The organism is Enterococcus sp. DIV0213h (assembly GCF_051711285.1).
Classification (GTDB): domain Bacteria; phylum Bacillota; class Bacilli; order Lactobacillales; family Enterococcaceae; genus Enterococcus_D; species Enterococcus_D casseliflavus.
Genome location: NZ_JBIOMH010000001.1, coordinates 210,443 through 224,214 on the forward strand (window position 1 = coordinate 210,443; position 13,772 = coordinate 224,214).

General features: G+C 41.3%; 13 protein-coding genes. All 13 read left to right on the forward strand.

All coding sequences use genetic code 11. The features are described from left to right. Nucleotides 1-31 precede the first annotated feature (31 nt). The 13 genes from IGI77_RS00985 (at nt 32) to IGI77_RS01045 (ending at nt 13,740) form a co-directional block, all read left to right on the forward strand. Nucleotides 32-1,453 (forward strand): PTS galactitol transporter subunit IIC, encoded by a 1,422-nt coding sequence (locus tag IGI77_RS00985; protein ID WP_081117715.1) that lies wholly within the window; start codon nt 32-34, stop codon nt 1,451-1,453. Beyond that, on the forward strand, nt 1,453-2,499 hold the full coding sequence (locus IGI77_RS00990; RefSeq protein WP_081117716.1) for a 2-hydroxyacid dehydrogenase: 1,047 nt from the start codon (nt 1,453-1,455) through the stop codon (nt 2,497-2,499). The genes IGI77_RS00985 and IGI77_RS00990 overlap by 1 nt, the downstream gene beginning before the upstream one ends. 113 nt (nt 2,500-2,612) lie before the next feature. Beyond that, nucleotides 2,613-4,733, forward strand: a complete 2,121-nt coding sequence (locus tag IGI77_RS00995; RefSeq protein ID WP_438769236.1) for a BglG family transcription antiterminator — start codon at nt 2,613-2,615, stop codon at nt 4,731-4,733. Between the two features lie 495 nt (nt 4,734-5,228). Beyond that, nucleotides 5,229-5,660: a PTS sugar transporter subunit IIA gene (locus IGI77_RS01000; RefSeq protein ID WP_438769237.1), complete on the forward strand. Its 432-nt coding sequence runs from the start codon at nt 5,229-5,231 to the stop codon at nt 5,658-5,660. Nucleotides 5,661-5,662: 2 nt separating this feature from the next. Next, entirely contained in the window at nt 5,663-5,938 is a 276-nt protein-coding gene (gene yajC / locus IGI77_RS01005; RefSeq protein WP_008376459.1) for a preprotein translocase subunit YajC, read from the forward strand. Between the two features lie 19 nt (nt 5,939-5,957). Beyond that, on the forward strand, nt 5,958-6,440 hold the full coding sequence (gene agaV / locus IGI77_RS01010) for a PTS N-acetylgalactosamine transporter subunit IIB (protein WP_005226769.1): 483 nt from the start codon (nt 5,958-5,960) through the stop codon (nt 6,438-6,440). 26 nt (nt 6,441-6,466) lie between these two features. After that, complete coding sequence (locus IGI77_RS01015) at nt 6,467-7,273, forward strand: PTS mannose/fructose/sorbose/N-acetylgalactosamine transporter subunit IIC (protein WP_005226770.1); 807 nt, start codon at nt 6,467-6,469, stop codon at nt 7,271-7,273. Further along, entirely contained in the window at nt 7,263-8,291 is a 1,029-nt protein-coding gene (locus IGI77_RS01020) for a PTS system mannose/fructose/sorbose family transporter subunit IID (RefSeq protein ID WP_005226771.1), read from the forward strand. The genes IGI77_RS01015 and IGI77_RS01020 overlap by 11 nt, the downstream gene beginning before the upstream one ends. Before the next feature lie 214 nt (nt 8,292-8,505). After that, nucleotides 8,506-9,240 carry a GntR family transcriptional regulator gene (locus IGI77_RS01025; RefSeq protein ID WP_005226773.1) on the forward strand — a complete coding sequence of 245 codons (735 nt, stop codon included), beginning with the start codon at nt 8,506-8,508 and terminating at the stop codon, nt 9,238-9,240. A 179-nt stretch (nt 9,241-9,419) separates the two neighbouring features. Continuing rightward, complete coding sequence (locus IGI77_RS01030) at nt 9,420-10,589, forward strand: SIS domain-containing protein (protein ID WP_438769238.1); 1,170 nt, start codon at nt 9,420-9,422, stop codon at nt 10,587-10,589. 185 nt (nt 10,590-10,774) lie between these two features. Next, entirely contained in the window at nt 10,775-11,770 is a 996-nt protein-coding gene (gene lacD / locus IGI77_RS01035; RefSeq protein WP_438769240.1) for a tagatose-bisphosphate aldolase, read from the forward strand. A gap of 277 nt (nt 11,771-12,047) precedes the next feature. Beyond that, nucleotides 12,048-12,542, forward strand: coding sequence for a GNAT family N-acetyltransferase (locus tag IGI77_RS01040; protein WP_270788006.1), 495 nt, complete (start codon nt 12,048-12,050; stop codon nt 12,540-12,542). 382 nt (nt 12,543-12,924) lie between these two features. Beyond that, nucleotides 12,925-13,740 carry a PRD domain-containing protein gene (locus IGI77_RS01045; RefSeq protein WP_270788007.1) on the forward strand — a complete coding sequence of 272 codons (816 nt, stop codon included), beginning with the start codon at nt 12,925-12,927 and terminating at the stop codon, nt 13,738-13,740. Nucleotides 13,741-13,772: the final 32 nt, after the last annotated feature.

The following is a 13,772-nucleotide window of genomic DNA, read 5'->3' on the forward strand; positions in this document are numbered from 1 at the left end:
TCGAGAGAACTAAGAAGAGGAGGGGGAACCTTTGTTAGAGATTTTATCGAATATTATGGATTCGTTTGGGGCTGCGATCGTCGTTCCAGTGATTATTTTCTTTATTGCTTTAGTGATGAAAGTAAAACCCAAAAAAGCGTTTAACGCAGCACTGAATGCAGGGATCGGTTTAACCGGATTCAATATGATTATCGGTGCATATTCGCCGATCGTTACGCCAGTCGTACAAAGAATGGTAGCAGAAACAGGGGTAAACTTAAGGATTTTAGATACTGGTTGGCAGGCTACGAGTGTTGTTGCCTATTCTACACAAGTTGGGATGATTTTCTTAGGTTTGGGATTGCTTATGCAGCTCATTTTATTCGTTTTGAAATTTACCAATATTTTCATGCCTTCTGATTTATGGAATAATTATTCCTTTATGCTTTGGGGCTCGATGCTTTACATCGCAACGGGAAATTTATGGCTCTCAATTGGTTTGATGGTCCTTTCAAATCTGTATTGCTTTGTTTTTTCCGAGATCGTCGCCAAAAGATGGTCGACGTATTATGGTTATCCAAGCTGCACGATCACCGCACCACACCATATTTGCTCAGTTCCTTTAGCAATTGGCATCGATTGGATATTAACGAAGTTGGGAGCTAACAAGGTACAATGGAATCCAGAAAAAATCCAAGAAAAACTAGGGTTTTTAGGTGAACCGACTTCATTAGGACTCGTACTTGGTTCTCTGTTGGGATTAGCAGGAAACTTTATGCGGTTGAATACACTTGAAGGTTGGGGAGAAATTGCCACTGTCGGTATCGCAACGGCTGCTATCATGGCGATCTTTCCAAAAATTGCGGGTATATTTGCTTCAGCGTTTACGACCATCACGGACGCTTCGAAAAAAACTGCAAAAAGTGGAGGCAAAAATCGTGTTTGGTTTCTTGCAATCAATGATGCCGCTGGTTATGGTGAAACGTCTACTTTGTTAACAGGAATGCTGCTTATGCCGATCGTCTTGATTTTAGCAATCATTTTACCAGGAAACGAAACGTTACCGATGGTCGATCTGATTGCGATCCCTTATATGATCGAGTTGATTATTTGTATTTCAAATGGCAATATTTTTAAATCGTTGATTTCTGGAACAATTTGGTGTATCGGCGGTTTGTATATGATTACAGCTGTTGCGCCTATTTTTACTGAAGTTGCCATGGAAGTCGGTGTAAACCTTCCTGAAGGTGCGTTATTGATCTGTAGTTTTGCAGTAATGACAAACCATATTATGGGTGGTCTTTTCTTGATTTTTTTAACTCAGAATCCATTTTTGATCGGCTTGTCAGTGATAGTTTATATCGGCATGTACTTCTTTGTAAGAACGAAGAGAGAGGTTATCCATAATTATTTAGAGAAGCAAGCAGAGTTAGAATCAAATGTACAAATTACGTTAAATGAGGGGGCAACTTGATGACGAAAGTGATTGTGGTTGGTGATCGGTTGGTAGCAAGTAAGACATTAGAAGAAGCGGCCTATCAAATGAATTTAGGAGATTCTATCCAAGTTGAGCGGTTTGAATGGTACTCGGATTTAACAAAAGAACAATTTCAGGAAAAGATTTTACTGATTGAAAAAGGTGGACCTGAGGCTGTAGAGATTCCTGAAGGACTGGTTGAGTCAATGAGGGATGCAGACTATCTATTTGTTCATATCGCTCCGATCTCGAAAGAAATGCTTGATCATGCGTCTTGCTTAAAATTAATCGGTACCTGTCGGGGCGGATTAGAACATGTCGCACTGGAGGAGATTAAAAGCAGAAATATTCCTTTGCTTCACGTGATAAGAAATGCTGAGCCTGTAGCAGACTTTACCATAGGGTTGATTTACGCGGAAACCCGCAACATTGCCAGAGGTCATCGAGATGTCATGGATGGCAAGTGGTCGAAATCATTTCCGAACGACCCATATAAAACCACATTGAATCATTTGACGGTGGGCTTGATTGGATTAGGGTATATTGGCAAACTTGTTGCTAAACGGCTGAATCACTTGGGTATTTCAGTAATTGCGTACGATCCGTTTATTGATCAAGAGAAAATAAGACAAGAGGGATTAGCAATTGAATTCAGAGGACTTGAGGAGACATTCTCAGAAGCGGATGTTGTATCGTTGCATTTACGGGCAAGTCCTGAAACAAAAAACTTAGTGAATGAGCAGTTGATCTCGTTGATGAAACCAAGTGCTTACTTAATCAACACGGCAAGAGCGGCAGTCTTAGAAAAAGACGCATTGATCAAAGCACTCCAAGAAAAGAAAATTGCAGGTGCGGCATTAGATGTCATCTGGAAAGAACCAATTCAAAAAGATGATCCTCTTTTACAGCTAGAAAATGTGACTCTCACCCCACATATAGCTGGCGACACAATCGATGCAATACCTAAATCTCCTTATCTTTTAAGAGATGTGATCAATGCGTATTTAGAAACTGGCATAAGTGATATGCTAATTAAATTATAAACAAGTTGTGTAACAAAAGAAAGTCAAACTGGGCTATAAGATGAACTCTTATAGCCCTTGACTTCTAATAGTACACAGAACGTACTTAGGGAGAATCGGCAAAAGTTGTTTGAATGGATCTAGGTGAAAAGGGGCGGGGACAAATGGACTCGATGATGCATCGGATATTGCTATTTATTTTGAACAATCAAAGTATCTCTGCACATGTTTTGATGGAAGAATTCTATTTGAGTAAAAATCAGTTAGACTATCGAATCGGAAAAGTAAACGAATTTTTACAAGAAAAAGGATTTCCGGTAATTATCAAGAGCGGTTCTTACTATGTGTTAGACATAAAAAAGAAATATAGACAAGAAATTTTAGCCTTAGAAAAAGCACCCGTCTATTATACTGCTGAGGAAAGACAAATATATATTTTGCTTTTGATCACGTTATACGAGAAGTTCACTTTAAGCGGGTTAGCCCAAAAATTCAGAGTAAGTAAAAATACGATTTTAACAGATATCAAAAATTTGAAAATACTAGCTAACAGAAACGGCGTAGGTATTCGATCGGCGCGTCAAACAGGATATTATTTGCATGGGAAAGAAATAGAGATCCGAAAGCTATGGACGAACCTATTGAAAAAAGAACAAGAAAAAGATCCTGCACTTCTACAGTCTAAATCAGTTCTTATGATAGAGCACGACCTTATAAATGAAGTTTCCCTAAGAGTTGAGCAATTAGAAAAAAAGATGAATGTATCTTTTTCTGAAATTAAAGTATCTTTTTTAAGTATGATCATTTATCTATCTATTCAGCGGGCAAAACAAAAAAAGTCGATTGAAGAGTCGACGATTCGTACGGTTAATAGATTATTGGATAAGAAAACTCATGAAACAGCAGAAAAATGTTTTAAAGACTTATACAAAGACAGCCCCAAAACACTCGTTACGAAAGAAATCTACTACATCACCATGCATATACTCAGCATGAACGTTATAAAAAGAATGATGTTTCGATACAATCAAGAATTAGATACAGCAATCATGAAAAGTATCCAACGATTTGAAGAGTGTAGTATTACCGTGATTGAAAATAAGGAAGAATTGAAAGATGTGTTGTATCAGCATATTGTACCAGCGAGTTATCGAATTCGATTTGGGGTGCCAGATGAAAATACACTATCGGAAAAAATAGAAAATGAATATAAAGCATTTGAACTGATAGTAAAAGAATCGATCAAATTTATTGAGATCGAGCTAAATATTAACTTCACAGGAATGGAGCTTTCGTACATAGTGATTCTATTTATGAGCTTCTTACATGAAGCGAAAAAAAGAAATGATCAAAAGAAGACCGCAGTTGTCGTGTGTATGCACGGCATTTCTGTGTCACACCTTTTATTGAAAAGCTTGCGAGAACTGTTTCCTCAAATAAATTTTATTCGCTTTATGTCGTTAAGAGAATACTATGATGTTGGCCCCCAAGTAGACCTTATTTTCTCTACTGTTGAAATTGACACAGACCAACCATTCTATTTAATTAAGCACTTTTTAACAGACTCGGAGAAGAAGTTATTACGAGAAAAAGTAGAAATAGACGCTTTCGAGAACCGTAACTTGATTAGAACTAGCAGTGAGCATGAAATAGAGGAGCTTATTTCTTTGATCGGAAAATATGCAAAGATCCATTCAAAACAACAGTTGAGAAAAGAACTGCAAAAACATATTTTTCACAAAACCTCATCAAAGCAAGTTCCATATAATCCCAAAAAAGAAAGTCAATTGTTAGAGCTGTTGCCGTGCGCCCATATCCAGACTTACGATACAGGCGAGCTGTCCTTTGAAGAAGCGATTAGACAATGCGGAAAGCCGTTACTAAAACGAGGATTCGTTTCAGAAGCATACATCGAGACAATCATCAAAAATTATAATAGTGAGTATCCATATTTTGTTATTGCACCGAGTGTTGCTATTCCTCATGCTGCACCGGAAGACGGAGTGTACGAGTTAGGGATGTCTCTACTTCGTGTAAAAAAACCAGTGAAATTTTCTAAGCAGTTAGGTGTTCAACTATTGATTATGATTGCGCCGAAGGACAAGAAGAGCCATTTAAACGCAGTAACGACCCTACATGCTTTGGTGAGTGACACTACCTTTAGACAAAAACTCCTTTCGGCAACCTATGAGAAAGATATTTATCAACTACTGAAGAAAAGATTAGAAAATAGCGAAATCAGGGATAGGGAATGATTCACATGAACTAGAAAAAAATGACCGTTTCACATCGGGATGATTTGTGTTTTTCATTATTTATTTCCCGAGTGATTTACCATATTTATCATGCGGCAGTTCAAAATATCTTCGAGCGAAAATAAAAAACCAGTCACGGAGTTACCCTGACTGGTTTTTTATTTTATTCAGCATGGTATTCTTAGGATCGCTTATTTCAAGGGGAAATAGAGGTTTTCATCGGAAAAAAATGAGCGTATGGTTCTTTTAATACCAGTATCTGAAAGCAGATGCTAAAATTTGTGAAAAATAACAATCGTATATATGTCTAGTTTGCTTATCATTAAAAATAATAGATTATTATGTTTGATAAACACAATATTTACGCTCTTTTCCGTATTTAAAGATAACAAAGACATTTTTATATAAAAACAAAAATTTTATTGACAGACAAAATGAAAGCGTTTATATTGGATATGTGGTTACTACCAGTTGAGGATAAGGGGAGGAGATAAGATGCTTGGTTTGGTTTTAACAGGTCATGGAGGATTTGCGCAAGGGATGGAAAATGCGCTTGCGATGATTGCAGGGCCGCAAGAACAGTTTCTAGCAGTGCCGTTTTTAGAGGAAAATCCGTTAGCTGGCTTTGAAAAAGAGTTGCAAGGAGCAATCGATCAATTAAAGGAAACCTGTGATGGGGTCGTGATTTGTGCAGACCTTGTGGGCGGAACCCCTTTTAATGTTGCGATGACCGCTGCCAATGAGGACCTGCAAGTCGAGGTCATCGGCGGCAGCAATCTACTGATGCTAGTGGAAGGTTCGTTGACTAGATATACAGCAGCTGATCCAGAGCGTTTTTGCCAAGAACTGGCAGAGATTGGCAAGACCGGTATTTTTCACGGAAAGATCAAAGGCCATGAGGAAATCAATGAGGAAGAAGGGATTTAACGATGTGGGAAATGATCTTAGCAGCCTCAATCGTGGTGCTTGTTTTTCTCTTTCTCTTTTTGGCGGTCTCATCTTTCTTGAATGGGAAACATCTGAAAAAGCAAAAAGGCTATTTTGCTGAATTGCAGCAGTCCTTGAAAAAGGGGCAGAAAATCAAATTATACGGCGGCATTATTGGGGAGATTCAAGCACTTGGGAAAGAGACAGTGGATCTAAGGGTGAAATCGGGAACGGTGATCGAAGTAGAACGTAGTGCGGTTGCAGAAATCATGCAGTAAATAGAAGGAGGACATATTTATGGGAGAACCAAATATTTTATTGACGCGAATCGACAATCGGTTGATTCATGGGCAAGTTGCCACACAATGGAACGGTACGTTGGGGGCAAATCTAATTTTAGTGGCAAATGATAAGGTCGCCAAAGACAAAGTCAGACAAGGGTTGATGGATATGGCGGCGCCAGCTGGCGTCCAAACGAGGTATTTCTCGCTTCAAAAAACCATCGAGATCATTCATAAAGCATCGCCAAAACAAAAAATTTTCATGGTGGTTGAAAATCCGCAAGATGCGTTGAAATTAGCTGAAGGTGGGGTGCCGATCAAGAAACTGAACATTGGGAATATGCATATGTCAGAAGGGAAAAGACAGGTTGCTACGACAGTTGCCGTCGATGAAGCAGATGTCGATGCCTTTAAAAAACTGAAGGAAATGGGGGTGCAATTAGTGATCCAGCGGGTTCCAACGACACCTGTTGAAGATGAAAAGAAATTGTTTCAGTAATGCAGAGGTAAGGAAGGAGAAAGAAAATGGATTACACGATTTTTCAAATCATTTTAGTCTTCATAGTCACATTCATTGCCGCGATCGATCAATTTAGTTTTTTAGAATCATTGTACCAACCCATTGTTACTGGGATGGTTATCGGACTTATTCTTGGAGATCTTCAAACCGGCTTGATCGTTGGCGGAACCTATCAGTTAATGACGATCGGCAATATGCCAGTGGGCGGCGCGCAACCACCAAATGCGGTGATTGGCGGAATTATGGCAGCAATCTTAGCGATCACGCTGCAGCTGGAACCAACAGTAGCGGTTGCTACGGCGATTCCGTTTTCTTTGCTGGGGCAATATGGGGTGACGATTATCTTCTCACTAATGTCGCCAGTGATGTCAAAAGCCGACAGCTACGCCCATGATGCCAATACGAAGGGGATTGATCGAATCAATTATTTAGCGATGGCGGGTCTTGGTACGATCTTCGGCTTGATCGTGGTCTTATTCTTTATCGGCGGTGCTGCTTTCGGGAATCAGGCGGTCGCAGCGATCCCTCAATGGTTGATGGGTGGTCTCGGCGCAGCTGGGGGCATGATGCGGTATGTCGGTTTTGCGATTTTACTAAAAGTGATGGTTTCCAAAGAAATGTGGGGCTTCTTCTTTATGGGGTTTGGTTTAGCCACGATCGTAATGGCGGCACCTTCTTTGCAAGGACCAGCCTTGATCATTCTAGCCTTTATCGGTTTTGCATTAGCCTTTTGGGATTATCAAATCCAGTCCAAGTTTAAAGTAGCAGCAGCCAATACCTATGATTTCGGAGGCGATGAAGATGGCATATAATATTCCCGATTCTTATAGCGAACAAGCGCCCGCAGAACAACTGGATAAAAAGACCTTGAACAATATGGTCTGGCGTTCCTTATTTCTACAAGCCTCTTTCAACTATGAGCGAATGCAGGCAGGAGGCTGGTTATTCAGTATTTTACCGGGATTGAAAAAGATCCACAAAAATGAAAAGGACTTGGCTGCTTCAATGAGCCATAACTTAGAGTTTTTCAATACTCATCCATTCTTGGTGAACTTTGTGATGGGGATCATTTTATCGATGGAACAAAACAAAGCCGATATTCCCATGATTCGGGCAGTGCGAGTCGCCGCGATGGGACCGTTAGGCGGGATCGGTGATGCGTTGTTCTGGTTTACCTTGGTACCAATCACGGCGGGTATCACAGCCAATATGGCGATCAGCGGCAATATCGCTGCACCGTTTATATTCTTACTGGTATTCAATGCGGCCCAATTTGGTTTGCGGTACTTCTTGATGCACTGGTCCTATCGTTTAGGGACAGATGCAATTGGCATCTTAACGGAAAATGCCAAAGAGTTTACCCGAGCAGCGAGTATTTTAGGGATTTTTGTTGTTGGCTCCTTGACCTGCGTGTATGGAGCGACGTCTTTGGATATTCAGATCCCTAATGGCACTACCAATGAAGTGACGCAAGCGACGACGATCGTGGATGATCAAGCAGCCATTGCCGCTTACGAAGACATGCTGTATACCACGGATGAGAATGGTCAATTGACTGACACATTGCAAGAAAATGCGGCGGTCAACGAACTGGCTAACGGCAAATATGAATTGACGTTTAACAAAGTCAACGAAGTGCCTGTGACGATCGATATTCAAAAAATCCTCGATGGGATCTTGCCGCAAGTGATTCCATTGACCATCACATTGATGCTGTATTTCTTCTTATCAAAACGCGGCTGGACGCCGTTGAAATGTATCGCTTTGCTGCTAGTGATCGGCTTGATCGGTTCTGGCTTTGGCCTGTATCCATCCATTTGGCCGCAATAAGCAAGCTAGCAGAAGAAACGGCGCAACACGTAGGAGGAGTTTTGCTAAGCAAGCAACAGCTGACTTTTCAGCTTAGCTCGTGCTGGCAATTGGTTCATTTTCCTGCGTGAAAAGACACAAATTCAGGAAACAGAGCCCCTGTAGACGATTGTTTGACACGCCTATCGGGAAATAGTACACTCGTTATGTGGTAGTAACCAGTTTGGAGGGGCTTATGAATATCAATAAAAATCGACAACCATTATACGATCAATTGTTAAATTTACTGATTGAAAAAATCGAAAATGAAATGGAAGCAGACACAATGCTTCCCTCAGAAAGAGAGCTGTCAAAGCGCTACGGATTAAGTCGGACCACCGTTCGCTTGGCTCTACAGGAGTTAGAAAAATTAGGCTATATTTATCGCCAACATGGCAAAGGCACCTTTGTCTCGGATATCCGCAAGCAGGCAACCAATTTATCAGGTTCGTATAGTTTTACCGAACAGATGAAAGCACTAGGAAAACAACCAGAAACTAGAGTATTGGCATTCAAAAAAATGGAAGCGACAAAATATTTTGCCACTCAGTTGCAAGTTTCCATCGGCGAGCCGATCTACAAGTTAAAACGATTGCGTCTTGCTGATGGCCAACCGATGATGATCGAGCGTTCTTATCTGCCGGTCAAACGCTTCATGCATTTAACGAGTGAGATGATCGAGCAAAAACCATTGTACGACATCTTCCATGAAGACTTTCATCAAGTGATCCGCCTCGCGGACGAAGAATTTTTTGCCAGCATTGCCAGTGCGAAAGATGCGGCATTGCTGAAAATCCACGAAGGTGCGCCAGTGTTGAACCTGGTACGCAGCACGTTCAATATTGAAAATGAAGTGATCGAATACACCTTGAGTGTTGCTCGAGCAGACCAATTTAGATACAAAGTCCGCCACTTGCGTAACGACGAGTAGCGCATTTCCTAGACAGTCTGAAATGATCCACTCGAGCAAAGAAATGGCGTGTATTCAAAACCAGTGAGGTCGGGGAAGTTTGCCCTTTGGGTGATCGCTAAGCATTCATCCAAGACAAGCGCTCCTCGCACCGTCACTGGGAATACATACTGGAAAAACAGTAGCTAGGAGGAAGAAAGATGTTTCAACTGTCAACAAAGGAATTAGCAGAATTAGGTGCGGAGATTACAACAAGAGAAATCAAACAACAGCCAGAACTTTGGCAAGAAACCTTGACGATCTATCAAGAAAAGCAAGAGGCGATCGCGACTTTCTTACGTACCATCAAGCAAAAGACGGATAAACGCATTCGGGTGGTCTTCACGGGAGCGGGGACGTCGCAATATGTTGGAGATATGATCGTTCCTTACTTGAATAAGACGGGCGCAACTGCGGATTATCTTTTTGAAAGTATTGCTACGACGGATATTGTCGCAGCTCCAGAACAAGTTTTATTTGCGGATGAACCAACACTGCTCGTTTCTTTTGCTAGAAGCGGCAATTCACCAGAAAGTTTAGCAGCGGTCAAAATCGTCGATCAATTCGTTGCCGATAGCTATCATTTGACGATCACTTGTGCAGCCGACGGATCTTTGGCACAACAAGCTGCCGCTGATGAAACGAGCTATCTGTTATTGATGCCTGAGAGGTCAAATGATGCTGGCTTTGCAATGACTGGAAGTTTTTCTTGCATGGCTCTTTCCGCACTGCTGATTTTTGACCAGACGCCTCTGACAGAAAAGAGGCATTATGTTGAAACCCTTAGCCGATTGGGGCAAGAAGTGATCGACAGAGAAACAGAACTCCAAGTACTGACGGACCGTTCCTTTAAGCGGATCGTTTACCTTGGGTCAGGCACGTTGTCGGGGTTGACCAGGGAAGCACAGCTAAAAGTATTGGAACTGACTGCGGGAAAAATCGCCACCGTGTTCGATTCTTCGATGGGCTTCCGTCATGGACCGAAATCATTCGTAGATGATCAAACCCTCGTCTTTGTCTTTGTCAGCAATACGTCCTACACGCGGCAGTATGATCTTGATATGTTGGAAGAATTAAAGAGCGACGGCATCGCCGCCGCAGTGACTGCTATCGGACAGCCGACAGCTGTGAATTTCTCAGGAACAAACTTTTTCTTTCCAGATGACACATCATTGCCAGACGGTTATCTTGCCTTAGCAGACATTGTTTTTGCGCAAACGATCGCACTGTTGGCATCGATCAAAGTCGGGAATACACCCGACACCCCTTCGCCAACGCGTACCGTCAATCGGGTGGTCAAAGGTGTGACGATTCATCCGTACAACAACTAACGATGACTGAGAAAGCCCACCACGAGCACGTATCTTTTCGTGTACGAAGTCGATACGTGCGGTGGTCAATCAGTCGAACGGCTTCATCAATAGACATTTTTATACGTGCTGACAACCGTTTCGCCAACGCTGAAAAAAGTGAAAGCGGTTGATTCTTTGGCATGGACAAAAAAGGAGGAATTTTAATGAAAGCAACCGTAACGAAAGCCAAAAAAGCAGCGATGGATCGCCTGTCAACGAAAGAAGGAGTGATCGCAGCTTTAGCGATCGACCAACGAGGTGCCTTGAAAAAAATGATGGCAGCACTTGGCGTGGAGGCTGATGCAGAAAAAATCAACCAGTTTAAAACGCTAGTCTCACAAGAATTGACCCCTTACGCGTCTTCTATTTTATTAGATCCAGAATATGGGTTGGCAGCTGCGCAAAGCCGTGATCCAGAGGCGGGGCTTTTGCTGGCGTATGAAAAAACCGGCTATGATGCGACTACGCCGGGACGTTTGCCTGATTTATTAGGGGAATGGTCGGTTGAGCGATTAAAAGCAGCTGGCGCAGATGCTATCAAATTTTTGCTTTACTATGATGTAGATGAAGATGCCCAGATCAATCAGTTGAAACATGTCTTTGTGGAACGACTCGGCAGTGAATGCCAAGCGGCTGATCTGCCCTTCTTTTTAGAAGTCCTTTCCTATGATGCTAAGCTGCCTGAAGTCGACTCAAAAGCATATGCGCAACGCAAACCAGAAAAAGTCATTGGATTGATGAAGGAATTTTCAAAACCGCAGTACAAAGTCGATGTGTTAAAAGTGGAAGTACCAGTCAACATGAATTATGTGGCAGGTTTTGCCAAGGGAGAAGCCGTGCATACCAAAGAAGAAGCTGCCGCGTATTTCAAAGCGCAAAGCGACGCGACACATCTGCCGTTTATTTTTCTCAGTGCAGGGGTATCGGCCAGCTTATTCCAAGAAACGCTGGTTTTTGCCAAAGAAGCTGGCTCCACCTTCAATGGCGTCTTGTGCGGCCGGGCAACGTGGAAAGATGGTGTTGAACCCTTTGTAAAACAAGGAACAGAAGCAGCCCAAGAATGGCTAGCAAGTACTGGAAAACAGCACATCGAAGACTTGAATGAAGTGATCCAAAAGACCGCCACTTCTTGGTGGGACAAAGTCACGGTCGAAGAATAGTTTTTTCGCTGTTTGACAAGAGAAATGGCCAGTAATCAGACATCTTAAGGGCTTTTGAGAAGAAGTGGTAGGCTTCTGACTTAAGGCTCTAGGGTGTCTTTTTATGCCTTGACAAGTTCGGTTATCATCGTAGGAATGCAACGTAAATAGGAAGAGGTTGCGAGAGTAATTTACGAGGGGACTTGAATAGGATAAACTAGCAGTAAGAGCCATCAAATCCACCTGCTTCACTTTTGGTCGAAATAAAGTTCAATAAACCTACAATAAAGGAGCATTCATGAACGAGTATACGTTTCATTCCGTCACGTCAGAAAACCAACAAGCTGCCTATAGTATTTATCAGAAAAACCAGGCCTATTTTGCTTTAACGAAAGAGACACCTTCCATCGAACAACTCATGCGAGACATGACTGTTCTTCCGCCAGCCGTGGCTCAAGAGCAAAAGGTATTTTCTATCATTTATTCTGATCAAAAACCTATTGCTATCATGGATTATCTTGTTGATTATCCGCAAGAGGGCACTGTGTATATTGGCTTGCTGCTGGTTGGCGAAAGACGTCAGGGGCACGGGCAAGCTATTTATCAGCAAGTAGAACAAGACTGGCACTTAAAGGGACTTTCCTTCGTTTCTCTCGCTGTTATTGAAGAAAATACAGCAGGTAGATCTTTCTGGAAGAGTCAAGGATTTAAAGAGACACGAAAAGCCGTGACAACAGTCAGTGATCAGGAGGTAAGTGTGGTCTGCTTTGAGAAAAAGATCAGCAAGTCTTAACCAACAGGGGAAGTAAGAATTAAATAACGATTCGTTCAGGCATGAAAATCTAAAAAACCTCCTTATTAAATTAGATTTTTTCGGAAATAATCCTAAATAAATGAGTAAACATTACGAAAAATAGCTATAAAAAATCGTTGGTTTTTATAACTAACACTGCGTCTTAGTGCTCTTATCGATTTGCATAAACATCGATTTTTAGAAAAATGTAAGGGTTGACATTTTCTTTTGTAGATAGTACGATGTTGTCAAAGATGCAGGAGTGTTACTGATAAACAAGTCAGGCACCACCAAGTCCAAAAGCAAAGTTATTCTTCGCGTAACAGCGCAGGAAGCTTCGTTTTAGGTTTGGTGTTTTTTTGTCTTTAAGGAGGTGGAAATGATGACTATAGTAAAAACACTGAATAACAATATTGTTTTGGTACGAGATGATCAAGGGACTGAGAAAGTTTTATTTGGGACAGGAATTGGGTTTAAAAAGAAACGTGGAGACATGGTTGATGAAACATTGATCAGTAAAATTTTTACTCCCAATGAAGAGGAGCAGCATAGCCATAAGATAGAGAATTATACGCCGGAAGTATTAAGTATTGCAGCAAAAATCATTGATCTTGGGGAAGCAGAATTAAATCAAAAGTTTGGGACCGGATTGTTGTTTTCTTTAGCAGACCATTTAACTTTTTCGTTGAACAATTCGGTAGAAAATGAAAATCCCATCAAATGGGAAATTCCTCATCTATATTACAAAGAATATCAAATCGGTAAGCAAGCGTTGGCACTTATTCAACAAGAGTTAGCTGTGCACTTATTGCCAGAGGAAGCAGCATTTATTGCGCTTCATTTTGTGAATGGACAGATTGATCAGTCGAATATGGCGGATACATTGCAAATAACAGAAGTGATCAAAAAAATCGTTAAAATCGTCCAAACCCTTTATGGAACAGTCTTAGATAAAACAACAGCAGATTATTCACGATTTATTACTCATATTCGTTATTTCATTATGCGCCAAAAAAACAAAAAAACGTCGTTGAAGATGGACGAGCAAATACGGGAACTGATTCAGGAACGATATATGAAAAGTTATGCTTGTGGTCTGCTCATTAAAGATATGCTAGATAGAGATTACCATTGGAAAATCTCTGAGGATGAATTGGTATATTTAGTCATTCATATTGAACGAATTACAACTAAATAAAGATAAGGTGTGTTATCTAGAAAAGAGCATAA

Excerpts from the sequence above, each read along its gene's own strand:
- IGI77_RS01000 (WP_438769237.1), top strand. The coding sequence starts at position 5,229 with ATGCTTGGTTTGGTTTTAACAGGTCATGGAGGATTTGCGCAAGGGATG.
- IGI77_RS01025 (WP_005226773.1), top strand. The coding sequence starts at position 8,506 with ATGAATATCAATAAAAATCGACAACCATTATACGATCAATTGTTAAAT.
- IGI77_RS01020 (WP_005226771.1), top strand. The coding sequence starts at position 7,263 with ATGGCATATAATATTCCCGATTCTTATAGCGAACAAGCGCCCGCAGAA.
- yajC (WP_008376459.1), top strand. The coding sequence starts at position 5,663 with ATGTGGGAAATGATCTTAGCAGCCTCAATCGTGGTGCTTGTTTTTCTC.
- IGI77_RS00995 (WP_438769236.1), top strand. The coding sequence starts at position 2,613 with ATGGATCTAGGTGAAAAGGGGCGGGGACAAATGGACTCGATGATGCAT.
- lacD (WP_438769240.1), top strand. The coding sequence starts at position 10,775 with ATGAAAGCAACCGTAACGAAAGCCAAAAAAGCAGCGATGGATCGCCTG.
- IGI77_RS01015 (WP_005226770.1), top strand. The coding sequence starts at position 6,467 with ATGGATTACACGATTTTTCAAATCATTTTAGTCTTCATAGTCACATTC.
- IGI77_RS00990 (WP_081117716.1), top strand. The coding sequence starts at position 1,453 with ATGACGAAAGTGATTGTGGTTGGTGATCGGTTGGTAGCAAGTAAGACA.
- IGI77_RS01040 (WP_270788006.1), top strand. The coding sequence starts at position 12,048 with ATGAACGAGTATACGTTTCATTCCGTCACGTCAGAAAACCAACAAGCT.
- IGI77_RS01045 (WP_270788007.1), top strand. The coding sequence starts at position 12,925 with ATGACTATAGTAAAAACACTGAATAACAATATTGTTTTGGTACGAGAT.
- IGI77_RS01030 (WP_438769238.1), top strand. The coding sequence starts at position 9,420 with ATGTTTCAACTGTCAACAAAGGAATTAGCAGAATTAGGTGCGGAGATT.
- agaV (WP_005226769.1), top strand. The coding sequence starts at position 5,958 with ATGGGAGAACCAAATATTTTATTGACGCGAATCGACAATCGGTTGATT.